Raw genomic sequence first — 21274 nt, 5'->3', positions numbered from 1 at the left:
AAATCACGTATCAGCTTTGAAGGGCGTGTGCTCGTCGAGGAATTCGTGATCGGCGGCAACGGCTTCGCGCTCGCGCGACAGGTAGTCGGCGACGGCGCGCCGCAGCCCCCGATCGGCGATCCAGTGCGCCGAGCGGGTGACGATCGGGCGATAGCCGCGCGCCAGCTTGTGGTCGCCCTGCGCGCCGGCTTCGACGCGCGGCAGGCCATGCGCGATCGCCCAGTCGACAGCCTGATGGTAGCAGACCTCGAAATGCAGGAATGGCACGTCCTCGGACGCACCCCAATACCGGCCGTAAAGCGCGTCGGAGCCGATCATGTTGAGGGCACCGGCGATCGGCACGCCGTCGCGCTTCGCGACGATCAGCAACACCCTGTCGGCCATGCGCTCTCCCAGCAGCGAGAAGAAGCGCCGGTTCAGATAGGGCCTGCCCCACTTTCGCGCGCCCGTATCCATGTAGAAGCCAAAGAAGGCATCCCAGTCTCGTTCGGTGATCGCGGGGCCCGTCAGGTGTTCGACCGTGATGCCGTCGGATAGCGCCTCGCGCCTCTCGCGACGGAGCGCCTTGCGCTTGCGCGAGGCCAGCGCCTCGAGGAAATCGTCGAAGTCGCGATAGCCCTCGTTGATGAAATGGAACTGCTGGTCCATGCGGGCGAGAAAGCCGCTGTCGTCGAGCAGGTCAGCGTCCGAATCTTCCAGGAAAGTTGCGTGGATCGAGGAGGTGCCGAGCTGGCGGCACAGCTCGAGCAGTCCGGCCACGAGAAGTTCGCGCGAGGCGGGCGGCGCGTCGGCGCGGGTCAGCAGTCTGCGCCCGGTAGCGGGGGTGAAGGGAACCGACACCTGCAGTTTCGGATAATACCGGCCGCCGGCCCGCTCATAGGCATCGGCCCAGCCCTGGTCGAAGACATATTCGCCCATTGAATGGGTCTTCTGGTAGCAGGGCACGATCCCGACGGGCTTGCCGTTCTCGCCATCGAGCACGAGGTGACGGGCCTGCCAGCCCGTCCGCCCGGTGGCCGAGCCAGACTCTTCCAGCGCATGAAGAAAATCGTAGGAAATGAAGGGGTTATAGGCTGGACGCTGAGAGTTTGATTCAAGCTTGCCGGCCTCAGGCTTTGAATCCGGTCGGCGGTGGTAAGCCTTTAGGAAAGCTGAGGGATCCTCGCCAAACGGGCGGGCCGATGGCCAGCCGGGATTGGCACAGGCGTCCCAGTCCTGCCGCTCGATTTCGGCAAGCGAGGAGAGGACGCTGAGGCGCGCATCGGTGGAAGCGGTCATGAGGGAAGGGCGATCTCGCTGGGGCGCATGGACTATCCCAGCATCTAAGGCGCAAAGCCGCAAGCGCAAGTCGCCATCCAGCAACGGCTCGGGTCGTGAGGGGCCAGGGGGGCCCTTCACGGCTTCCGCATCATTCAGACCGCCTCGACGTCAGATCTTGTCCGGGTCGAAGCCCTCGAAGGTGATCTGGTCGGTATAAAGCTTCGCCTTGGCAGCCTGCCCGGGCGTGCGCACCGTCCAGGTGATCAGCGGCAGCCCGCTGGCCCGGACCTTCGAGGGGGCGAAGGAGGGCAGGCCGTTCAGGTCATAGGAGACGAAGCTGGCGCCGACCCTCGGCACCGCGGAGAGGTTGCGCAGCGCGAAGCGCCGACGGGGCGGCAGGAAGCCCCATTCCTCGAGATCGGTGTAGCGGTCGGCGACGATGCCGCGCGGCATGGCGGGCAGCAGCTTCTGCATCGCCGCCATCGAATCCGGGTCGAACGACATCACCACCGCCGGCCCGTCATAGGCAGCGAGGATCGGCGCGACCGCGGCTTCGAGACGTCGATCGCCGTTCCAGTTGCTCTTGAGCTCGATCACCAGCGGCACCTTGCCGGCGACCGTCTCCAGCAGTTCGGCCAGCGTCGGCACGGTGTCGCTGCCCTGTTTGAAGGCCGTCGCCTTCAGGCTTGCGAGCGTCATGCCATCGACGCGGCCGCTGGCCTGCATCAGGCGGTCGACCGTGTCGTCGTGGAAGACGACGACGGCGCCATCGGCGGTGAGTTGCAGATCGACCTCGATCGCAAAATTGCGTTCGATCGCGGCCCGGACGGCCGAAAGCGTGTTCTCGATCCGGCCGCCGGCCGCGTCATGATAGGCGCGGTGGGCGATCGGGCGCGCGGTAAGCCAGGCGGGGGCTGCGATCGGACGAACTGCGGGCATGGGGATCAGGCGATTTCTAGGATGGCTTCGACTTCGACGCCGACGCCGAAGGGCAGGGCCGCGACGCCGACGGCGGAGCGGGCGTGGCGACCCTTGTCGCCGAGGACCTCGACCATCAGGTCGGAAGCGCCGTTGACCACCTTCGGCTGGTCGACGAACTCCGGATCCGAATTGACGAAGCCGACGAGCTTGACGACACGGCCGATGCGCTCCAGGTCGCCCAGCGCTGCCTTGGCTTGGGCCAGGATATTGATGGCGCAGAGGCGGGCGGCGGCGCGGCCGTCTTCCAGCGTCAGGTCGCGCCCGAGCTTGCCGACATATTCGATGCCATTGGCGCCGACCGGAATCTGGCCCGAGATATAGAGAAAGCCTCGGCTTTCCACGGCCGGTACATAGTTGGCCGCGGGCGCGACCGCCGCGGGCAACACGATTCCGAGAGCTTCGAGGCGGCTTTCGATCAGGCTCGTCATAGGGTTCTCCCAAGGCATGGCATTCATTCGTTTGGGTTTCGCCCGATTCCGGGGCGACCGCAAGCGAGGCACATGTTCCGATGCGGCGACAAGGTATATGCTGGTCCGTAGACGTTTTGGCGTTTTGCTGATTGAAATGCGCTCTATGTCAGCCCTATGTCGGCTTGACGACGATGGGAGCTCGCATGAAGTCCGTATCACTGGGTGCAGGTCGCACGGGGCTGGCGCTGGTTGCCGCCGCCGCATCATTGATGGTCATGGCGGGTTCGGCCGTTGCCATTTCGCCCGCGCCGGCCAAACTTCCCTTTGCGACACATCAGGCCGTCTATGACCTGCGCCTCGATTCCGGCGGCAAGGCGGAGTCCGTCAGCGATGCCGAAGGCCGCATGGTCTATGATTTCGCCGGGTCGCGCTGCGACGGCTACACCACCAAACTGCGCTTCGTGACGCGCATCAGCGATGGCGACGGCAATTCGCGCCTGACCGACGTGGCGACCTCCACCTTCGAGGATGCCGACGGCAAGAGCTTCAGTTTCGCCACCAAGAGCTATGTCGACGGCACGCTGGCCGAGGATTCAACCGGATCGGCCGAGCGCGAGGGCGGCAAGCTGCATGTCACGCTGGCCAAGCCCAAGACCGAGCGCTTCGACATCGCGCCTTCGTTCCAGTTCCCCAACCAGCATCTCTCCACCATCATCGAAGCCGCGATGCGCGGCGAGCGCTTCGTGCAGGTCGGGCTGTTCGATGGGTCGGAAAAGGGCGAGAAGCCCTATGCGACAGCGGCCGTCATCGGCGCTGCGAATTCCGGCGCCGACGATCTCGGCGACGAGGCCGCCGCCAAGCTGGCCGGCATCGCCAACGTTCGCCACTGGCCCGTCACGCTCAGCTATTTCGACCAAAAGGGCTCGGGCGAGCAGTCGCCGGCCTATGAGCTGTCCTTCATCGTCTACGAGAACGGCGTCACGCGGCGGATGCGGCTCGACTATGGCGACTTCGCGCTGACGGGGAAGCTCGTCCGGCTCGACATGAAGCCGGTCAAGATCGCCGCCAAGCGCTGCCGGTAAGGGGTGCGCCGAGCGGCTGATCTCTAGACGCGGACGGTCAGTTCGGCCACGGCCGCGGCCAGCTGGTCGAAGTGACCGATGACGAGGTCCGGGCCGAGTTCGGTGACCGGTACCGACGTATAGCCGAAATCTACCGCCACGACGGGAATGCCGGCCGCCTTGGCCGTGTCGATGTCGGTCTTCGAATCGCCGATCATTACGGCCTGACGGGGATCGCCACCGGCGCGGCGGATCGTTTCGTTGAGCGCCAGCGGATCGGGCTTGCGCGCGGCGAAGGTGTCGGCGCCGCAGATCGCCGCGAACCGGTCCGAAAGGCCCAGCGCGTCGAGCAGCAGCATCGAGAGCCCCTCGAGCTTGTTGGTGCAGACCGCGAGCAGCCAGCCTTCGGCGGCAAATTGGTCCAGCGCCGCGACGACGCCTTCGAAAGGCCGGCTGGTGTCGGCGATATGCGCTGCATAATAGGCGATGTAGGTGTCGAACAGCCGGTCAATAGTCGCCGCGTCGCGGGTGACGTTGTTGGCGGCCAGGCCGCGCTCGATCAGAACGCGCGCCCCATGCCCCACCATCGCGCGCGCATCTTCGTAGCGCAGGGCGGCAAGGCCCTCCTGTTCAAGCACGACATTCAGCGTCGCGACGAGATCGGTGGCCGTATCGACGAGCGTGCCGTCGAGATCGAAGACGAGGATGGGGCGCATCAGGAGGGGAATCCGTCGGTGGAGGAGCCCGAACCTACCAACTCCCGTCGCCCGCTGAAAGGCGGGACGATGTCGCGTGGACGTTGGCGGCGGCCGCGCCCCATGCTAACAAGCCGCGCCGGATCGGCGTCCACTCCACAAATTCGAAGTGCCTGATGATCTCCAGCGACGAACTCAAGAAGCAGGCGGCGCTTGCGGCCCTCGAACAGGTCGAGGACGGCATGAAGCTCGGTCTCGGCTCCGGCTCGACGGCCAATCATTTTATTCGCGGCCTTGGCGTTCTCGTGCGCGGCGGGCTTTCGGTGGTCGGCGTTCCGTCTTCGGAGCGCACGGCGACGCTGGCGCGCGCCGAGGGCATTCCGCTCGCGACGCTGGAAGAGCTGCCCCGGCTGGATCTGACGATCGACGGCGCCGATGAACTCGACAGCCGCCTGCGGCTGATCAAGGGCGGCGGCGGCGCCTTGCTGCGCGAAAAGATCGTTGCCGCGGCGTCGAGCCGGATGATTGTGATCGCCGACGGCTCCAAGCTGGTCGACACGCTCGGCGCCTTTCCGCTGCCGGTCGAGGTCAACCATTTCGGCATCGGCGCCACCACGGCAGCGATCGCCGATGCGGCTGCCGAACTGGCCATGCCGGTCACGTTGACGCGGCGTCTCGCGGCCGATGGTTCACCCTTCGTAACGGATGGTGGTCACGCTATCATCGATGCATCTTTTGGCCTCATTCGCGATCCAGAAGCCTTGAGTCTCGCCCTCGCCGCGATTCCGGGGGTCGTGGAGCACGGTCTCTTCATCGGACTTGCATCTGCTGCCGTCATCGCTCGGCCGGAAGGCATAAGCTGGTTGGTGGCTTAACATTATTTCGCCCATCGGGAGTTTCTCCATGACCTTCATCCGCAAATCCATCGGCGCCGTCGTGCTGGCCGCCGGCCTCGCCATGGGCACGGCCGGTTTGGCGCAGGCGCAGGAAGTGACCGACGCGCATGTCGCCGCGGCGCTCGAAGCCGTTCACGCGGCCAAGACCTCGCGCGGCTTCGACAATCTGCTGCCGCTCCTGTCGCAGCAGACCCAGAACAAGCTGATCCGCGTGCGTCCCGACCAGCACCAGCTGATCGCCGAAGTGGTCGACGCCCAGGCGCTCGAACTCGTCGCTCGCCGCAAGGACCTCGACAACGACGTCGCGCGCATCTGGGCCAAGCACTTCTCTGAAGACGAGCTCAACGCGATCTCGACGTTCTACAAGAGCCCGGCCGGCTCCAAGCTTGCCGAAATCGGCCCGAAGGTCGTCGGCGAGACCCTCCAGTCCGTCAAGGGCTGGTCGGACCGCGTCGGCGAGGAACTGTTCGAGAAGTCCCGCGAGGACCTGAAGAAGAAGGGCGTCGACTTCTAGGCCAGTTTACCGGGCCGCCTGAAGCGGTAACGATGCGCCAACGCTTCGACGGCTCGCGCTCTTCTGGTGCGACCCGCCATCTCTCCGCCTGAAATGCCCTGGAACCGAGCCTGATCATGAACCAGTTCGACGTCGACCTCTTCATCATCGGCGCCGGTTCCGGCGGCGTTCGCGCGGGTCGGATTGCCGCCAGCCATGGCGCCAGCGTCATGGTGGCGGAGGAATACCGCGTCGGCGGCACTTGCGTGATCCGCGGCTGCGTGCCGAAGAAGCTGTTCGTCTATGCTTCGCGCTTCGCCGAGGAATTCGAGGATGCGGTCGGATTTGGCTGGACCCCCGGGGAGGCGACCTTCGACTGGTCGCGCCTCATGGCGGCCAAGGATGCCGAGATCGATCGCCTGAACGGCATCTATATCCGCAACCTGGAGCGCTCCGGCGCCAAGCTGGTCCAGAGCCGCGCGGAGATCATCGATCCCCATACGGTGCGGCTGGTGGCAGAGGATCGTCTCGTCACGGCGAAGTATATCCTCGTTGCGACCGGGGGGGCGCCGTATATCGTGCCGGACCTGCCGGGCCGCGAGTTCGCGATCTCGTCGAACGAGGCGTTCCATCTGGAGCGTTTGCCGGAGCGGATCGTGGTTGTCGGCGGCGGTTACATCGCGGTCGAATTTGCCGGCATCTTCAACGGCCTCGGCGTCGAGACGACGCTTGTCCACCGCGGCGACGCGCTGCTGCGCGGCTTCGACGCCGATCTGCGGCGGACCCTGCGCGAGGAGATCGAGAAGAAGGGCATCCGCGTCCTGACCGGCGATGTCATCACCTCGATCGAGAAGACGGCGGACGGCCTGCTGGCGCATACCCGCAGCGGCGAGGCGCTTTCCGCCGGCGAGGTGATGATCGCGACCGGACGCGCTCCCAACACGCGCGGGCTCGGGCTCGAGAGCGCCGGCGTCCAGCTCGACGGCGCGGGCGCCGTGATCGTCGACGAATTCTCGCAGTCCAACGTGCCGTCGATCTATGCGGTCGGCGACGTCACCAACCGGGTCAACCTGACGCCCGTCGCCATTCGCGAGGGCCATGCCTTCGCCGACACGGTGTTTGGCGGCAAGCGCATCTCCGTCGATCACCTCGGCATTCCGAAGGCCGTGTTCTCGCAGCCGGAAATCGGATCGGTCGGGCTGAGCGAGGAAGAGGCTCTGGCCGAATTCACGGCCGTCGACGTCTACCAGACCAGCTTCCGGCCGATGAAGCACACGCTTTCGGGCCGCAACGAGAAGACGCTGATGAAGCTTCTGGTCGATGCGGACAGCGACCGCGTTGTCGGCTGCCATATCCTCGGCCCCGATGCCGGAGAGATCGTGCAGATCGTCGCCATCACGCTGAAGATGCGCGCGACCAAGGCTGATTTCGACTCCACCATGGCGCTGCATCCGACAGCCGCCGAAGAACTCGTCACCATGCGCGAGCCGAGCGTCCGCCACCGCCGCAACAGCTGACCTAGGCTTCCTCGGTTCCGGAGCAAGAAACGGATGGCTCGGCCGTCGAGGCGGGGCTAGCGCACTGCGGTTGGAGCCGCTCGGCCATCGTGGCGGCACGGAGGAAATGCGCGGAATGAAGCTGACCCTCGCTCTGCCGCCCGCATTCCGGCCCGAATATGCGCTCGCCTACCATGGTCGCGACCGGCTCAGCGTCAGCGAGCGCGTCGAGGGACGCACCCTCGCCAAGACCGTGCTGGTCGACGGAACTGCGCGTCTTTTGCAGATTAACCTCGCGCATTCCGACCACCCGACGGACCCGCACGCTCAGATTTATCTCGACGGCGACGTCCTGCCGCCGGAGGCGGTGGAGCGGATCGTGTCGCGCATGCTCGGCCTCGGCAGCGATCCCGTGGGTTTCGAGGCGCTGGTGGCGGCACGCGAGGATGCCGCGCGCATCCTGGGCTCGCGCAGCGGCCTGCGCATCCCGCTTACCGCCGATATATGGGACGCCGTCTGCTGGGCCGTGATCGGGCAGCAGATCAACCTGACCTTTGCCGCCGCCCTCCGTCGCGCCATGATCGAGCGCGCGGGTGTTCTCCATCCGGCACGCGGGCTTTATGCCCACCCCGACCCGGCGCGCGTCGCTGCGCTGGAGATAGACGATCTGACCTCCTTGCGTTTTTCGCGGTCCAAGGCGAGTTACCTGATCGGCGTCGCGCGGTTGATCGAGGAAGGCGCGCTCTCGCTCGAAGCGCTGGCGCAGCGATCCGCCGGTGAGGCCGAGTCCGCGCTGGTGGCCATACGCGGCATCGGCACCTGGACGGCGCGCTATATCCTACTGCGGGGCTTTGGCTTTCCCGACATGGCGCCGATCGGCGATTCTGGCCTTGCCACCGCGTTGCAGCGGTTGCATGGCCTCGCCGAGCGGCCCGACATCAAGGCGCAGGAGGCTTCGATGCAGGCCTTCGCGCCGCATCGAAGCCTCGCCACCACCCATCTCTGGGCGAGCCTCGGCGACTAGGCGCCTGGCGCAAAGTCCAGGAAGCCGACGACATGGGCCAGTCGGCCGGTATCGACTGTCGCGAAGTCTGTGCCGCCCGCGACCGAGGGGCCGTCCTCCGGGCCGAGCTCCCACGAGAAGCGAACGCGATCTGCATACCCGTCGACCTTGCCGACCTGCTTGAAGCGCAGGCCGGCGAAGCGCTCCTGAACGGCCGCCAGCATCTGGTCAATGCCGACATGGCCGTCGCTCTTCATCATCGGGTCGGCATAGGTGGCCGATTCCGTGAAGGTCGCTGCGATCAGTTCACGCCGCTTGGCGGGGTCGGTTTCGTTCCAGCTGGCGATGTAGCGTTCGACGAGGGCTGCGGTGTTGGTCATGGTCTGTCTCCGTGGTTGTCGTTGCTGACGGGACGGAGATTTGCGGGCAGGGGGCATGAAGTCGATTACCTCGGAGGTAATTGGATCGCCGCCGATGTTCTCGCTATCGTCGGCGCATGGACACGAATCCCCGCCCGATCGGCGAACAGATCCGCGACTGGCGCCAGCGCCGTCGCCGGAGCCAGATGGACCTGGCCGGCGATGCCGAGATGTCGACACGGCATCTGAGCTTCATCGAGACTGGCCGATCGCGACCGAGCCGCGACATGGTGCTGAGGCTCGCGGCCGAGCTGGAGGTTCCCTTGCGCGAGCAGAACCTGATGCTGGTGGCCGCGGGCTTTGCCCCCATTTACCGGGAGAGAAAGCTGGACGATGCCGGCCTTGCGGTCGTCCGCAAGGCCGTCGAGCGCATCATCGCCGGGCACGAGCCTTATCCGGCACTGGCGATCGATCGGCAGTGGAACCTCGTTGCCGCCAACGCCGCCATCATGCGGCTTGTCGCCGGTGTGGATGCCAGCCTGCTGGAGCCGCCGGTCAACGTCCTGCGTCTGGCGCTGCACCCCAAGGGGCTCGCTCCCCGTACGCTCAATTTTCCGGAATGGCGGGCGCACCTGCTCGCGCGCCTGGCGCATGAGATCGACCTGACGGGCGACGCGGGGCTCTCGGACCTGCTGGAAGAGCTGCGCGCCTATCCTTCTGGCGGTGCCGGGCGGCCGGTTGTCCGGGACGATCTAGGCGGCATCGCCGTGCCGTATCGGGTCCGCCTCGGCGACGAGACGCTCTCCTTCATCTCGGCGACGACCCTGTTCGGGACCCCGGTTGACGTCACCCTGTCGGAGCTGGCGATCGAATCCTTCTTTCCTGCCGATGACGATACCGCGGAGGCCTTGCGCCGCCTTGCGGTAGCGTCATGATATCCGCCACAAGGGAGACGTGCGATGGCGGCGGACAATGGGCTTGGCAGGCGGCTGAGGCTGCGCAATCTGGCGACCGGCACGGTTGCCGTGCTGGCCCTCTGGGGGCTCGCCGCCTATGTCGTGCTGCCGATCGCCTGGACGCATTACGAGCGTCAGCCCGGCCTGGCGGACCGGCCGATGGTCACGCATACGGCGCAGGGAATTCCCGGCGATCCGCTCAATGTCGGGCTCGTCGGCGTCAAGGAGGAGGTGCTCCGGGCCATGCATGCGGCAGGCTGGTACCCGGCCGACCCGATCACCTGGCGCTCCAGCATCGAGATCGTCGGCAGCGTCGTGCTCGACCGTCCCTATCACGATGCCCCAGTTAGTCCGCTCTACTATGACGGCCGCCGCGAGGATTTCGCCTTCGAGAAGCCCGTCGGCACCAGCGCCGACAAGCGCGAGCATGTCCGGTTCTGGCAGGTACTCGACAAGGGCGCGGAGAACCGCCCGGTCTGGCTCGGCTCGGCGACCTTCGATCGCGGCGTCGGCCTCAGCCATGACACAGGCCAGGTGACCCACCACATCGGTCCCGACATCGACGCCGTGCGTGACGAACTGACCGACGACCTGCAGAAGGCGGGCATGGTTGAGGCGACCTATCAAATCACCGGCATCGGCCCGACGCTGAACGGACGCAATGGCGAGGGCGATCCCTATTATACGGACGGCGAGATCTGGATGTCGCGGCTCGTGCCGGCGGGCGTCAAAACGGCCAAGCCGCCGGAGATTCTGCCGCCGCCGGCCTTTGTCGGCTTCAAGGATCGTCTCTGGCACTGGGTTGCTTCGCGGCTCTGAACGGGGGGCGTGATGCGCCCTCCCGCGCCGGTAGCCTCCATCCGAGCATGCGTGTATAAGACCGCACCTTTCGAGACCCGATGAGGTTCGTCGTGCGCGGGACCTGCGCGAAGACGGGCAGGGGTGTGGAGTGATCACGATGAAGACGAGTTGGAAGCCGGACAGCTGGCGGTCGATGCCCATCCAGCAGGTGCCGGACTATCAGGATGCAGCGGCGCTCGCCGCGGTCGAGGGACGGCTTTCGAGCTACCCGCCGCTCGTCTTCGCCGGCGAAGCGCGCAAGCTCAAGAAGAGCCTGGCCGCCGTGTCGCGCGGCGAGAGCTTCCTGCTGCAGGGCGGCGATTGTGCCGAGAGCTTCATGGAGCATCACCCCGACAACATCCGCGACTTCTTCCGCGTCTTCCTGCAGATGGCGGTCGTGCTGACCTTCGCCGGCTCCATGCCGGTCGTGAAGGTCGGCCGTATCGCCGGCCAGTTCGCGAAGCCGCGCTCGGCCTCGACCGAGACGATCAATGGCGTCGAGCTGCCGAGCTATCGCGGCGACATCATCAACGGCATCGAATTCACGCCCGAGGCACGCATTCCTGATCCGCGCCGGATCGAGGATTCCTATCGCCAATCGGCGGCGACGCTGAACCTGCTGCGCGCCTTCGCGCAGGGCGGCTACGCCAATCTCGAGCATGTCCACCAGTGGATGCTCGGCTTCGTCAAGGACAGCCCGCAGGGCCATCACTACCAGGAAATCGCCGACCGCATTTCCGAGTCGATGGCGTTCATGCGCGCCTGCGGCGTCGATCCCGAGAGCACGCCGTCGCTGCGCTCGACCGATTTCTTCACCTCGCACGAGGCGCTGCTGCTCGGCTACGAGCAGGCGATGACCCGCGTCGATTCGACGACGGGCGACTGGTACGCCACCTCCGGCCACATGCTGTGGATCGGCGATCGCACGCGCCAGCCGGACCATGCCCATGTCGAATACATGCGCGGCGTGAAGAACCCGATCGGCCTCAAATGCGGCCCGTCGCTTTCCGGCGATGGCCTGCTGCAGCTGATCGACGTGCTCAATCCCGACAATGAGCCCGGACGCCTGACTCTCATCTGCCGCTTCGGCGCCGACAAGGTGTTCGACCACCTGCCGCAGCTGATCCGGGCCGTGGAGAAGGAAGGGCGCTCGGTCGTCTGGTCCTGCGATCCTATGCACGGTAACACGATCAAGGCATCGAGCGGCTACAAGACGCGGCCGTTCGACCTGATCCTGCGCGAAGTGAAGAACTTCTTCGACGTGCATCAGGCCGAAGGCACCTTGCCGGGCGGCATCCATATCGAGATGACTGGCAAGAACGTCACGGAATGCACGGGCGGCGCCCGCGCCATCAGCGACGAGGACCTGTCGGACCGCTATCACACGCATTGTGACCCACGCCTCAACGCCGATCAGGCGCTCGAGCTGGCGTTCCTCGTCGCGGAACTGCTGAAGACCAGCCGTCAGGGCATCGTGCAGCAGCGCGCTGTCGCGAGCCTGTAGAAAACGGCGTTCACGCAGCTGATAAAACGGCGCGTGCCCTGGGCACGCGCCGTTTTCGTTTAGCGGCGCACCGGTGCCTTGACGCGCGTCAGGTGCAGCGAGCTGACGCCGGCGGCGAGGTTGAGGCCCGTCTGCGCCGTCACCGAAAGCGGCTGCAGCGCGACGCTGTTCTGGCCGCCGCCGACGAGCACATTGGCGCCCAGGCCAACGCCGACGGTCGCCTGCGCGGTGGCGCCAGTGTAGCGGCCCGAGAGATCGCCATGGCGGCGCGTCGGCTCGAACACGTTCCAGACGATGACGCTGTTGCGGGTGAAGCCGACGTCGAGACCGACGCGGTCGATCCGGCCGGTGTAGAACTCCGTCCCGCGGTTGGACTTGAACTCGCAGTTGACCGCGCGGCGCGAGCCGAGGATGAGGCCAACGCCCGATGCGACCCGGCAGGTCAGGGCGCCGGTCTTGACGGCGGCCTGAGCGGCGGTGGCCATCGGGAGGGCAGCGGTCACCGCGATGACGGCTGCGAGCAGGGTCTTGTGCAGATTCGACATAGTCGACCTCGTGGAATTTGCTTCGGTTGGGTTCACCGGAACGGCCGTGAACCAAGCTTTCTTCTACACGCGAAACGTGCGGCTGGGCCATGCGCGCGAAGCAATTTTCCTTGAGGCCGTTTCGTCAGGCTGCAGCCGGGACCAGCTCATGCTTCCGGCGGCCGATCATCAGCGAGAGCAGCGCGGCGAGGATGCCGGTAGCGCCGGCGATGATGAAGGCATCGAGATAGTTGCCCTGGGTCGTTCGCATGTATCCCGCGAAATAGGCAGCCGAGGCGGCGCCCAACTGGTGGCCCGCCGCGATCCAGCCGAAGACGATCGGGGCCTTGCGATCGCCGAACGCCTCATTGGCGAGCTTGACGGTCGGCGGCACCGTGGCGATCCAGTCGAGGCCGTAGAAGACGGCGAAGATCGACAGGCTGTAGAAGTTGAAGTCGGTGAAGGGCAGGAACATCAGAGAGATGCCGCGCAGCGCGTAATAGGCGAACAGCAGCTTGCGCGGGTCGAAGCGGTCGGTCAGCCAGCCGGAGGCGGTGGTGCCGACCAGATCGAACAGCCCCATCATCGCGAGCAGGCTGGCGGCCTGGATCTCCGGCATGCCCATGTCGCCGCAGAAGGCGATCATATGCGTGCCGACCAGGCCGTTGGTGGTGAACCCGCAGATGAAGAAGGTGGCGAACAGATACCAGAAGGTCTTGGTGCGGGCCGCCTCGAACAGGGCGTTGAAGGCATTGGCAAGCGCGTTGCCCTGCGGGCCGGTTGGCGCCAGCTCGCCCTCGGGCGCGCCATAGGGGCGGATGCCGATGTCCTGCGGCCGCTCGGGCACGAAGAAATAAGCCAGCGGCACCAGCGCCGCCGAAATCACCGCGACCGAGAGGACAACGGCCTGCCAGCCGCCCCATTGCGCCAGCGCCGCCATGCCGGGCAGAAAGATCAGCGTTCCCGTCGCGGTGCTGGCGGTCAGCAGGCCCATCATCAGGCCGCGATTGGTGACGAACCAGCGGTTGACGACCGTTGCGCCAAGAACCATCGCGACCGAACCGGAGGCGACGCCGGAAAACACGCCCCATGTGGCGACATACTGCCAGGGTGCGCTCATGAAGACGCTGAGGCCCGTGGAGGCCGACATCAGCAGCAGGGCGCCGATCAGCACGCGGCGGATGCCGAAGCTCTGCATCAGCGCCGCGGCGAAGGGCCCGGTGAGGCCATAGAGGAAGATGCCGATGGCGGCGGCGAGCGAGATCGTCTCGCGGCTCCAGCCAAAGGCCAATTCGATCGGCAGCATCATCACGCCCGGGGCGGCACGCAATCCTGCGCCGGCCAGCAGGCAGACGAAGATCACGCCCGCGACCACGAAAGCATAGTTCTGGCCAAAGGGCCGACGGCGGACCATATTCATGTTACTGACCGTTCCGTTTCAATTCGAATTATGATACGTACCGTTCAGTTACATCGTCAAGCGGGTCGGGAGAATAAGTTTGGCAGGCAGCAGCGATCGACAGGCGACGAAGGCAGGGCAGCGGGCGGATGCACCGCCGCGCGCCGCCGACCGGATCCGCGCGACGGTGCGAGAGCTCTTCTATCGCCAGGGTATCCGCGCCGTTGGCATCGAGGAGATCGTGGAGCGGGCCGGGGTTACCAAGCCCAGCCTATACCGTAATTTCGCCTCCAAGGATGAACTCGCCGCCGACTATATGCGGGACTATGACGTCGAGTTCTGGAGGCGGTTCGACGCCATCGTGGCCAAGCATCCCGACGATCCGCGAGCGCAGATCCTCGCCTATCTCTCCGGCGTCGGCGAGCGTGCGCAGAGCGCCGATTATCGTGGTTGCGGCATGACCAACGCGGCCGTCGAGTTTCCGGCCAGGGACAATCCGGCCCGACTCGTCGCCGTCGAAAACAAGCGCGAACTGCGCCGCCGGCTCACCGAGATGGCGAAGGCAATGGGCGCGGCGGAGCCGGAGGTGCTGGGCGACGGGCTCTATCTGCTCGCCGAAGGCGCTTATGCCAGCGGCCAGTTGTTCGGAGAGGGCGGTCCGTCGCGGTCGCTGGCGGCCGCCGCCGATCGAATGATCAAGGCCGGCCTCAACGATTGAACGCCAAGGCGCGCATTGGTCACTAGGATTGAACACTGCGTGCTTGGTTGTGCATCTACTGAGTGAGGGCCGCCGGGACTACCTTTCCTGCAACACGTAAAGGATAGTCCGATGTCGCTTCCCACCTTCTTCCTGTCGCACGGTTCGCCGATGTTGGCGCTGACGGACACGCCGGCGCATCGCTTTCTCGAGCACCTCGCTTCCACCCTCCCGCGCCCTCGCGCCGTGCTGGTTGTCTCTGCCCATTTCGAGACGGATCGGCCGACGGTCGTTTCCGACCCGCATCCGGAAATGATTTATGATTTCCGAGGCTTCCCGAAGCCGCTTTACGAGATCAATTACCCCGCGCCTGGCGATGCCGCCGTGGCCGCCGAGGTCGCGGACGAACTGCGCGCGGCTGGCCTGCCCGTCGACGTGGCGCCCAAACGGGGCTTCGACCATGGCACCTGGATCCCGCTGTCCCTGGTCTGGCCTAGTGCCGAAGTGCCGCTGGTGCAGCTGTCGATCCAGCCGCATCGCGATGCCGCCTATCACTATGCGCTTGGACGGGCGATCGCGGCGCTCCGCGACAAGGATGTGCTGGTGATCGGCACGGGCGCGGCGACGCATAATCTGCGCGTGCTGTTCCGCAATCCCGGCGGCATGCCGGCGGTCGATGCGGCGCCGGTGGACTGGGCGCGCGAATTCGCCGACTGGGTCGCCGACCGGGCGGCGGCCGGCGATGCCGCCAGCCTGATCGACTATCGCGCGAAGGCGCCGCATGCGGTGATGGCCCATCCCGAGGATGACCACTTCCTGCCCTTCTTCGTCGCCCTGGGCGCCGCGGGCGAGGGCGCCAGAGGCGAGCGCATCCACAATTCCTATGAATATCAGGCGCTCTCGATGGACATGTACCGCTTCGGCTGAGAGCCGGAGCGGGCAGGGGCGAGACGGCGGGAGCGAGGTTTTTAAGCCTGCCGACGACTACCCGTTGCCGCCGCTGTGGCGGCGCGGTAAAGGCAGGCTATGACCCGCCCCGACACGCTCCGCATCGCCCTTGCCCAGATCAATCCGGTTGTCGGCGACATCGCCGGCAATCTCGAAAAGGCGCGCGCCGCGCGCGCGACCGCCGCGGCGGGCCGCGCCGACGTCGTCATGTTCAGCGAATTGTTCCTTTCGGCCTACCCGCCGGAAGATCTCGTGCTGAAGCCGGCGTTCCAGGACGCCTGCCGCGCCGCCTGCGAGGCGATCGCCGCCGATACCGCCGATGGCGGTCCGGCCGTGCTGATCGGTTTGCCATGGCGCGAAGACGAGGCGCTCTACAACGCCTATGCGCTCTGCGACAACGGCCGGATCGAGACCGTGCGCTTCAAGGTCGATCTGCCGAATTACGGCGTGTTCGACGAGAAGCGCGTCTTCACCCCCGGTCCGCATCCGGGACCGATCGTGCTGCGCGGCGTGCGCATCGGCGTTCCCATCTGCGAGGACATCTGGGGTCCCGATCCCGTCGAGTGCATCTCGGAGACGGGCGGCGAGATCCTGCTCGTTCCGAACGGCTCGCCGTTCCGCCGCCGCGTCATGGACCAGCGCTTCAACGTCGCGGTCGCGCGCGTCACGGAATCCGGCCTGCCGCTGGTCTATCTCAATCAGGTGGGCGGCCAGGACGAGCTCGTCTTTGACGGCGCCTCCTTCGTGCTCAACGCCGACGGCTCGCTCGCCGTGCAAATGCCCGCTTTCCGCGAGGCGATCGAGATCGTCGAGTTTGCCATGGTCGACGGCGCCTGGCGCTGCGTCGACGGTCCGAAGGCGCGGATCGAAGAGGGCGACGAGGCGGATTATCTCGCCTGCGTGCTGGGCCTGCGCGACTATGTCGGCAAGAACAATTTCCCGGGCGTCGTGCTGGGTCTGTCGGGCGGTATCGACTCGGCGCTGGTCGCGGCCATTGCCGTCGATGCGCTGGGCGCCAATCGCGTTCACTGCGTGATGCTGCCCTATCGCTATACCTCGCAGGACAGCCTCGTCGATGCCAAGGCCTGCGCCGAGAAGCTCGGCGTGCGCTACGACATCGTGCCGATCGCGGAGCCGGTCGAGGGCTTCATGCATGCTCTGGCGCCGATGTTCGCCGGCAAGGCGGCCGACATCACCGAGGAAAACCTGCAATCGCGCGCGCGCGGCACCATCCTGATGGCCATCTCGAACAAGTTCGGCGCCATGGTCGTGACAACAGGCAACAAGTCCGAGATGTCGGTCGGCTACGCCACGCTCTATGGCGACATGAATGGCGGCTTCAACCCGATCAAGGACCTCTACAAGACGCAGGTCTTCCGGATCTCGCATTTCCGAAACACGGTGGTCCCGGAAGGCTGCCTCGGTCCGTCGGGCGAGGTGATCCCCGAGCGGATCATCACCAAGCCGCCGACCGCCGAACTTCGCGAGAACCAGAAGGACCAGGACTCGCTGCCGCCCTACGAGATCCTCGACGATATTCTCGAGAGCCTCGTCGAAGGCGAGATGCGGGTTGGCGACGTCATCGCGCGCGGGCATGAGGCCGCGACGGTGAAGCGGATCGAACATCTGCTGGCGATCGCCGAATACAAGCGCCGCCAGGCCGCGCCGGGCGTCAAGCTCAGCCGCCGCAATTTCGGCCGCGACCGCCGCTATCCGATCACCAACAAGTTCCGCGACAGGGCCTGAGCCCCGTTCCGCTGGAGACCGTTCATCACGGCCTCCAAGCCCCGATTTCCGAACTTCTCATGCAAAAGAAAAGGCCCTCCGATGGAGGACCTTTTCATATTCGCTGCAGCGTGCCGGATCAGCTGTGGACGTTATCCGGCGGGATCGGCACGTAGCCGGCGGTCGAAGCGGGCTCCGGATCGGGGCGTGCGCCGCCCTTGGAGTCGTAGACCGCGACCGGATCCGGCGTCGAATTGCCGAGAACCTTGACCTTCGTGCCGATGGGCGCGCGGCCGTACAGGTCGATAATGTCCTGGTTCATCATGCGGATGCAGCCGGAAGAGAGCGACTTGCCGATCGACCAGGGCTGCGTGGTGCCGTGGATGCGGTACAGCGTGTCGACCTTGCCCTGATAGAGGTAGAGCGCGCGGGCGCCGAGCGGGTTGCCGGGGCCGCCGGGCATGCCATCGGGCCACTTCGCGGCTTCCGGATCGCGCGCCATCATCTCCTTGGGCGGATGCCACTTCGGCCACTGCTGCTTGGCCTGGATGGTCGCGTCGCCGGACCAGGCAAAGCCCTGGCGGCCGACGCCGACGCCGTAGCGCAGCGCGGTTCCGTTCTCGAACACGAGATAGAGGAAATGGTTGTAGGGATCGATGACGATCGTGCCCGGCTCGGCATTGATCTCGGTCGGCAGGTTGACCACCTGGCGATAGAAGCGCGGGTTGATCTTGGTCAGGTCGATCGCGCCGACGGGGAACGGCTCATCCGTGATCGGCCCGTACATCGTCGCAAAACCCTGGTCGATGACCGGGGCGCCCATGCCACCGCCGTCGGCAACCGGTCCGCCCGGCTGCGAGGTCTGGCATGCTGCAAGCACGACCGGGAGACCGATCATGAATGTGCGGCGGCTCAGTTTTCCTGCCGCCTTCAGAGGCTTCGTCTCGTTCAAAGCCTGTTCCTTTTCATCATCATACTGGGAAGAACCCAATTAAAACCGGAACGCTCCGGGGGAAGCATGTCCGAACCCGATCGTCTCGACTGGCTCGATTCCGCCGACGCCCTGGCGGCGCGATCCAATAAGAATGATATGCACCCTTACTGGTTGCTTTCGCATTTTGTCGCAATGACAATTTCGCCACACAGCTTGCCAATCCAAGCGAACCAACGGCCGCGTCTGTTTTCCGTTCAACTCTGTCTGGGGCCGAGATTGGCCCAAACCAAGGCACATTAAGCATGTTTTTGTTCACGGCCTTGAGATGCCGGGGACTGTTGCTTAAATGACGCGGGCTTTCGTCCTCTGCGTTCCTGCACATCGCGCATGAATCGGTTATCAGGGGCGATCATTGTGTCGGAGCCTTCATGCGCTGGTCGCCCCAACAGGAAAATGCGCTCTCCGCCGTATCCGAATGGCTGCGGCGCGGGGACAGTCCCGTCTTCCGCCTGTTCGGCTATGCCGGCACGGGCAAGACGACGCTGGCGCGTCATATCGCCGAGGATATCGATGGCGATGTCGCCTTCGCGGCCTTCACCGGCAAGGCAGCGCACGTGTTGCGCTCGAAAGGCTGCGAAGGCGCTGGCACGATCCACAGCCTGATCTATCGGCCGCGCGCCAATGAAGACGAAGAGCAGCCCGTCTTCGCCCTGAACCATGACAGCGCCGCCTCGAAGGCCGACCTGATCATCATCGACGAGTGCTCGATGGTGGACGAGGATCTCGGCCGGGACCTGCTGTCCTTCGGCACGCCCGTCCTGGTGCTGGGCGATCCGGCGCAGCTACCCCCCGTCAAGGGCGGCGGCTTCTTCACCGAGCAGGAACCCGATTCGATGCTGACGGAAGTGCACCGTCAGGCGCAGGACAATCCGATCATCCGCCTTTCCATGTCGGTCCGGGCCGGCGAGCCGATCGAATATGGCGAGCATGGCGAAAGCCGGGTCATCTCGCGGCGCGAGATCGATGCCGCGCAGATCCTTGCCGCCGACCAGGTTCTTGTCGGCACCAACAAGACGCGCCGGCTCTACAACCAGCGGATCCGTGAGTTGAAGGGCCTGCTGAGCCCCATGCCGGCAGTGGGCGACAAGCTCGTCTGCCTGCGTAACGACAAGCAGAAGGGCCTGCTCAATGGCGGCACCTGGGTCGTCTCGGAACTCGGCGCGCCGCGAAAGAGCTTCCTGCGCCTCAGCCTGAAGCCGGAAGAAGACGCGACGGGCAAGGCCGTGAAGGTCTCTGTCCACCCGAACTTCTTCGAGAATGGCGGCGAGGATCTGCCCTATGCGCAGCGGCGCAATTCCGACGAGTTCGACTATGGCTACGCGCTGACGGTGCACAAGTCGCAGGGCTCGCAATGGGACGATCTGGTCCTATTCGACGAAAGCTACGCCTTTCGCGAGCACCGTGACCGCTGGCTCTACACGGGCCTGACCCGCGCAGCGAAGCGGATTACCATCGTCCGCTAAGTCAGCCCTCTGCAATCTGCGGGGCGTTCTCCATAATTCTGCTGTTTTTGGTTGCGACTTCAGGATGGGCTTGAGGAGCGGTTCGCGCTTGTCTTGCGCCGATCGGGAGGGAACTGCCATGGAATGGCGCAGTCCTTTTGATGAAGCCTCTCAGACGGCCCCCCCGACGGCAGGCTTGGCAACCGTTTCAAGAATAGCGCTGATCATCCGCCATCTGTGGGAGCTGTCCGATTCGATCGGATATGACTGTCTGGGCCAATTTCGGATCTTGTCCGAAGTCGCGGGAACCAACGTCGAGGTGCGCATTTTCTGCGAGCACCGAAACGAGCAGCACTATGAAGATATTCCCGTTGAGCCGATCGAGGCTCTTCAGGCGTGGTTCGCCGAGCGGCCGGGCGCCTTGGGAATCTATCACTATTGTGATGGATGGCCCGAGTTCGATGCCATCATCGCTGACCTGCCGGCTCCCGTCATCATTCGATGGCACAACAACACGCCGCCGTGGTTTTTTGCCAAGTATTCCGCGAAATCGACTTTGAATACCGTTCGCGGCTACAAGGGCGTGATGGCAATCGGTGCCAAGTCAAACGCCGCTTTCTGGGTCAATTCGAACTATTCCGCCCAACAACTCTCCGTTCTCGGTATCGAACCGCATCGGTTGCATGTCGTTTATCCGGTTTCGCCCTTCCTGTTCGAGGGTGAGCTTCAGCTGCCGGATCCGCGAGAGGCCTCGGATGAATGCATCCGAATCCTCTTCGTCGGCAGGGTCGTGCCGCACAAGGGGCTTCTGCATCTCGTGATGACGGCGGCGGTGCTGCAGCAGAGATTCGGCCGTCGGGTTCAATTGACGATGGTCGGCAGGCCCGATCCGGCGATGGCTGCCTATGTGCAGGAGGTGAAAGCGCTCGCAGAGGCGCGCGGCGTCGAGGCGTGCTTTCCCGCCGAAGTATCGTTTGCCGAATTGCGGGAATTCTATCGCGAGAGCGACGTCTTCCTTTGCCTCTCCGAGCACGAGGGATTTGGCCTCCCGATCTTCGAGGCCATACGGAGCGGGCTTCCCGTTGTCGGATTGCGCTCGACCGCGATCGGCGAGTTCCTTGGGCATCACCCACTGGCGATCGGGCGGATGGATTATGACGAAGCAGCCGAACATGTACTGGCTGCAACGGACCCTCTCCTTCGCGAAGCGGTTGTCCGTTGGCAGAACGACAATCTCCTCTCGTTTTACACCATTGAACTCGTTGCCAGGCAATTGGAGGCGGGTTTGATGGGGCGCCCGGGAATGGCGCCGCTGCCGGGCGCTCCGGATTCCGAGAGCGCGAAGGCTCTTGAGCGATTCCGTGCAAGCCTGCCCAAGCCAGGCCCAATGCCGTCTCTTCGAAATGCGGATCGGCCGCCTGCGGATGCGATCGATCACTACGTCACACAGTGCGACGTGGAGGCGTATGGGGCGCTGGTGGAGGTGGTGGCTGACAGGAAACGCGGTCCCCTCAAGCGAATTGGCCGGGAGATCGAGCGATTCCTGAAGCGGACCCGGCGTCTCGTTGCGCGGGCCTCCGGGGCGCGCTAA

21 protein-coding genes are annotated in these 21274 nt (G+C 65.2%); 13 read left to right on the top strand and 8 right to left on the bottom strand.

Annotated features, from left to right (window positions below; translation table 11 throughout):
- Positions 1-3 precede the first annotated feature (3 nt).
- The 3 genes from ACHMWQ_RS17925 to ACHMWQ_RS17915 all read right to left on the bottom strand — a co-directional run bounded on the left by ACHMWQ_RS17925 (position 4) and on the right by ACHMWQ_RS17915 (position 2669).
- A complete protein-coding gene (locus ACHMWQ_RS17925; protein ID WP_396308519.1) occupies positions 4-1278 on the bottom strand; it encodes a GNAT family N-acetyltransferase in 1275 nt (424 codons plus the stop codon).
- A 150-nt stretch (positions 1279-1428) separates the two neighbouring features.
- Positions 1429-2199: a glycerophosphodiester phosphodiesterase family protein gene (locus ACHMWQ_RS17920; protein ID WP_396308518.1), complete on the bottom strand. Its 771-nt coding sequence runs from the start codon at positions 2197-2199 to the stop codon at positions 1429-1431.
- A 5-nt stretch (positions 2200-2204) separates the two neighbouring features.
- On the bottom strand, positions 2205-2669 hold the full coding sequence (locus ACHMWQ_RS17915; protein WP_354549927.1) for a RidA family protein: 465 nt from the start codon (positions 2667-2669) through the stop codon (positions 2205-2207).
- A gap of 185 nt (positions 2670-2854) precedes the next feature.
- On the opposite strand from ACHMWQ_RS17915, the gene ACHMWQ_RS17910 reads away from it, so the two are divergent.
- Positions 2855-3733, top strand: coding sequence for a cell envelope integrity EipB family protein (locus ACHMWQ_RS17910; RefSeq protein WP_396308517.1), 879 nt, complete (start codon positions 2855-2857; stop codon positions 3731-3733).
- 23 nt (positions 3734-3756) lie between these two features.
- Here ACHMWQ_RS17910 and gph read toward each other — a convergent pair whose 3' ends face one another.
- Positions 3757-4428: a phosphoglycolate phosphatase gene (gene gph, locus ACHMWQ_RS17905; RefSeq protein WP_396308516.1), complete on the bottom strand. Its 672-nt coding sequence runs from the start codon at positions 4426-4428 to the stop codon at positions 3757-3759.
- A 158-nt stretch (positions 4429-4586) separates the two neighbouring features.
- Here gph and rpiA point away from each other — a divergent pair, with 158 nt between their 5' ends.
- The 4 genes from rpiA (at position 4587) to ACHMWQ_RS17885 (ending at position 8316) form a co-directional block, all read left to right on the top strand.
- Positions 4587-5282, top strand: a complete 696-nt coding sequence (gene rpiA, locus ACHMWQ_RS17900; RefSeq protein WP_396309476.1) for a ribose-5-phosphate isomerase RpiA — start codon at positions 4587-4589, stop codon at positions 5280-5282.
- 28 nt (positions 5283-5310) lie between these two features.
- Entirely contained in the window at positions 5311-5817 is a 507-nt protein-coding gene (locus ACHMWQ_RS17895; protein WP_354549921.1) for a DUF2059 domain-containing protein, read from the top strand.
- 116 nt (positions 5818-5933) lie between these two features.
- Positions 5934-7313 (top strand): glutathione-disulfide reductase, encoded by a 1380-nt coding sequence (gene gor / locus ACHMWQ_RS17890; protein ID WP_396308515.1) that lies wholly within the window; start codon positions 5934-5936, stop codon positions 7311-7313.
- A gap of 115 nt (positions 7314-7428) precedes the next feature.
- On the top strand, positions 7429-8316 hold the full coding sequence (locus tag ACHMWQ_RS17885) for a DNA-3-methyladenine glycosylase 2 (RefSeq protein ID WP_396308514.1): 888 nt from the start codon (positions 7429-7431) through the stop codon (positions 8314-8316).
- Here the strand turns inward: ACHMWQ_RS17885 and ACHMWQ_RS17880 are convergent.
- Positions 8313-8675, bottom strand: a complete 363-nt coding sequence (locus ACHMWQ_RS17880) for a nuclear transport factor 2 family protein (protein ID WP_396308513.1) — start codon at positions 8673-8675, stop codon at positions 8313-8315. The two genes, ACHMWQ_RS17885 and ACHMWQ_RS17880, sit on opposite strands and share 4 nt — an antisense overlap.
- A gap of 116 nt (positions 8676-8791) precedes the next feature.
- Here ACHMWQ_RS17880 and ACHMWQ_RS17875 point away from each other — a divergent pair, with 116 nt between their 5' ends.
- The 3 genes from ACHMWQ_RS17875 (at position 8792) to ACHMWQ_RS17865 (ending at position 11954) form a co-directional block, all read left to right on the top strand.
- Complete coding sequence (locus tag ACHMWQ_RS17875) at positions 8792-9589, top strand: helix-turn-helix domain-containing protein (protein ID WP_396308512.1); 798 nt, start codon at positions 8792-8794, stop codon at positions 9587-9589.
- A gap of 24 nt (positions 9590-9613) precedes the next feature.
- Positions 9614-10429 carry an LssY C-terminal domain-containing protein gene (locus ACHMWQ_RS17870; RefSeq protein ID WP_396308511.1) on the top strand — a complete coding sequence of 272 codons (816 nt, stop codon included), beginning with the start codon at positions 9614-9616 and terminating at the stop codon, positions 10427-10429.
- A gap of 139 nt (positions 10430-10568) precedes the next feature.
- Positions 10569-11954, top strand: a complete 1386-nt coding sequence (locus tag ACHMWQ_RS17865) for a class II 3-deoxy-7-phosphoheptulonate synthase (protein ID WP_396308510.1) — start codon at positions 10569-10571, stop codon at positions 11952-11954.
- Positions 11955-12013: 59 nt separating this feature from the next.
- Here the strand turns inward: ACHMWQ_RS17865 and ACHMWQ_RS17860 are convergent, their stop codons facing one another.
- Both ACHMWQ_RS17860 and ACHMWQ_RS17855 read right to left on the bottom strand, forming a co-directional pair.
- Positions 12014-12499: a DUF992 domain-containing protein gene (locus ACHMWQ_RS17860; protein WP_396308509.1), complete on the bottom strand. Its 486-nt coding sequence runs from the start codon at positions 12497-12499 to the stop codon at positions 12014-12016.
- 124 nt (positions 12500-12623) lie between these two features.
- Complete coding sequence (locus ACHMWQ_RS17855; RefSeq protein WP_396308508.1) at positions 12624-13898, bottom strand: MFS transporter; 1275 nt, start codon at positions 13896-13898, stop codon at positions 12624-12626.
- 79 nt (positions 13899-13977) lie between these two features.
- Between ACHMWQ_RS17855 and ACHMWQ_RS17850 the strand changes: the two genes are divergently transcribed.
- The 3 genes from ACHMWQ_RS17850 (at position 13978) to ACHMWQ_RS17840 (ending at position 17268) form a co-directional block, all read left to right on the top strand.
- Complete coding sequence (locus tag ACHMWQ_RS17850) at positions 13978-14595, top strand: TetR/AcrR family transcriptional regulator (RefSeq protein WP_396308507.1); 618 nt, start codon at positions 13978-13980, stop codon at positions 14593-14595.
- Between the two features lie 111 nt (positions 14596-14706).
- On the top strand, positions 14707-15501 hold the full coding sequence (locus tag ACHMWQ_RS17845; protein WP_396308506.1) for a DODA-type extradiol aromatic ring-opening family dioxygenase: 795 nt from the start codon (positions 14707-14709) through the stop codon (positions 15499-15501).
- 99 nt (positions 15502-15600) lie between these two features.
- Entirely contained in the window at positions 15601-17268 is a 1668-nt protein-coding gene (locus tag ACHMWQ_RS17840; RefSeq protein ID WP_396308505.1) for an NAD+ synthase, read from the top strand.
- 118 nt (positions 17269-17386) lie between these two features.
- Here ACHMWQ_RS17840 and ACHMWQ_RS17835 read toward each other — a convergent pair whose 3' ends face one another.
- Entirely contained in the window at positions 17387-18199 is an 813-nt protein-coding gene (locus tag ACHMWQ_RS17835; RefSeq protein ID WP_354549899.1) for a L,D-transpeptidase, read from the bottom strand.
- Between the two features lie 410 nt (positions 18200-18609).
- On the opposite strand from ACHMWQ_RS17835, the gene ACHMWQ_RS17830 reads away from it, so the two are divergent.
- Both ACHMWQ_RS17830 and ACHMWQ_RS17825 read left to right on the top strand, forming a co-directional pair.
- A complete protein-coding gene (locus ACHMWQ_RS17830; protein WP_396308504.1) occupies positions 18610-19704 on the top strand; it encodes an ATP-dependent RecD-like DNA helicase in 1095 nt (364 codons plus the stop codon).
- Between the two features lie 118 nt (positions 19705-19822).
- On the top strand, positions 19823-21274 hold the full coding sequence (locus tag ACHMWQ_RS17825; protein WP_396308503.1) for a glycosyltransferase family 4 protein: 1452 nt from the start codon (positions 19823-19825) through the stop codon (positions 21272-21274).

The sequence above is a fragment of the Kaistia sp. UC242_56 genome (assembly GCF_044452255.1).
Lineage (GTDB): Bacteria > Pseudomonadota > Alphaproteobacteria > Rhizobiales > Kaistiaceae > Kaistia > Kaistia defluvii_A.
The sequence above is the reverse complement of the archived record's forward strand: the minus strand, read 5'-3'. Positions and strand labels throughout refer to the sequence as shown.

Excerpts from the sequence above, each read along its gene's own strand:
- ACHMWQ_RS17910 (WP_396308517.1), top strand. The coding sequence starts at position 2,855 with ATGAAGTCCGTATCACTGGGTGCAGGTCGCACGGGGCTGGCGCTGGTT.
- ACHMWQ_RS17915 (WP_354549927.1), bottom strand. The coding sequence starts at position 2,669 with ATGACGAGCCTGATCGAAAGCCGCCTCGAAGCTCTCGGAATCGTGTTG.
- ACHMWQ_RS17925 (WP_396308519.1), bottom strand. The coding sequence starts at position 1,278 with ATGACCGCTTCCACCGATGCGCGCCTCAGCGTCCTCTCCTCGCTTGCC.
- ACHMWQ_RS17865 (WP_396308510.1), top strand. The coding sequence starts at position 10,569 with ATGAAGACGAGTTGGAAGCCGGACAGCTGGCGGTCGATGCCCATCCAG.
- gph (WP_396308516.1), bottom strand. The coding sequence starts at position 4,428 with ATGCGCCCCATCCTCGTCTTCGATCTCGACGGCACGCTCGTCGATACG.
- gor (WP_396308515.1), top strand. The coding sequence starts at position 5,934 with ATGAACCAGTTCGACGTCGACCTCTTCATCATCGGCGCCGGTTCCGGC.
- ACHMWQ_RS17845 (WP_396308506.1), top strand. The coding sequence starts at position 14,707 with ATGTCGCTTCCCACCTTCTTCCTGTCGCACGGTTCGCCGATGTTGGCG.
- ACHMWQ_RS17895 (WP_354549921.1), top strand. The coding sequence starts at position 5,311 with ATGACCTTCATCCGCAAATCCATCGGCGCCGTCGTGCTGGCCGCCGGC.
- ACHMWQ_RS17855 (WP_396308508.1), bottom strand. The coding sequence starts at position 13,898 with ATGAATATGGTCCGCCGTCGGCCCTTTGGCCAGAACTATGCTTTCGTG.
- ACHMWQ_RS17860 (WP_396308509.1), bottom strand. The coding sequence starts at position 12,499 with ATGTCGAATCTGCACAAGACCCTGCTCGCAGCCGTCATCGCGGTGACC.
- ACHMWQ_RS17825 (WP_396308503.1), top strand. The coding sequence starts at position 19,823 with ATGGAATGGCGCAGTCCTTTTGATGAAGCCTCTCAGACGGCCCCCCCG.
- ACHMWQ_RS17840 (WP_396308505.1), top strand. The coding sequence starts at position 15,601 with ATGACCCGCCCCGACACGCTCCGCATCGCCCTTGCCCAGATCAATCCG.
- ACHMWQ_RS17870 (WP_396308511.1), top strand. The coding sequence starts at position 9,614 with ATGGCGGCGGACAATGGGCTTGGCAGGCGGCTGAGGCTGCGCAATCTG.
- ACHMWQ_RS17885 (WP_396308514.1), top strand. The coding sequence starts at position 7,429 with ATGAAGCTGACCCTCGCTCTGCCGCCCGCATTCCGGCCCGAATATGCG.
- ACHMWQ_RS17830 (WP_396308504.1), top strand. The coding sequence starts at position 18,610 with ATGCGCTGGTCGCCCCAACAGGAAAATGCGCTCTCCGCCGTATCCGAA.
- ACHMWQ_RS17875 (WP_396308512.1), top strand. The coding sequence starts at position 8,792 with ATGGACACGAATCCCCGCCCGATCGGCGAACAGATCCGCGACTGGCGC.
- ACHMWQ_RS17920 (WP_396308518.1), bottom strand. The coding sequence starts at position 2,199 with ATGCCCGCAGTTCGTCCGATCGCAGCCCCCGCCTGGCTTACCGCGCGC.
- ACHMWQ_RS17880 (WP_396308513.1), bottom strand. The coding sequence starts at position 8,675 with ATGACCAACACCGCAGCCCTCGTCGAACGCTACATCGCCAGCTGGAAC.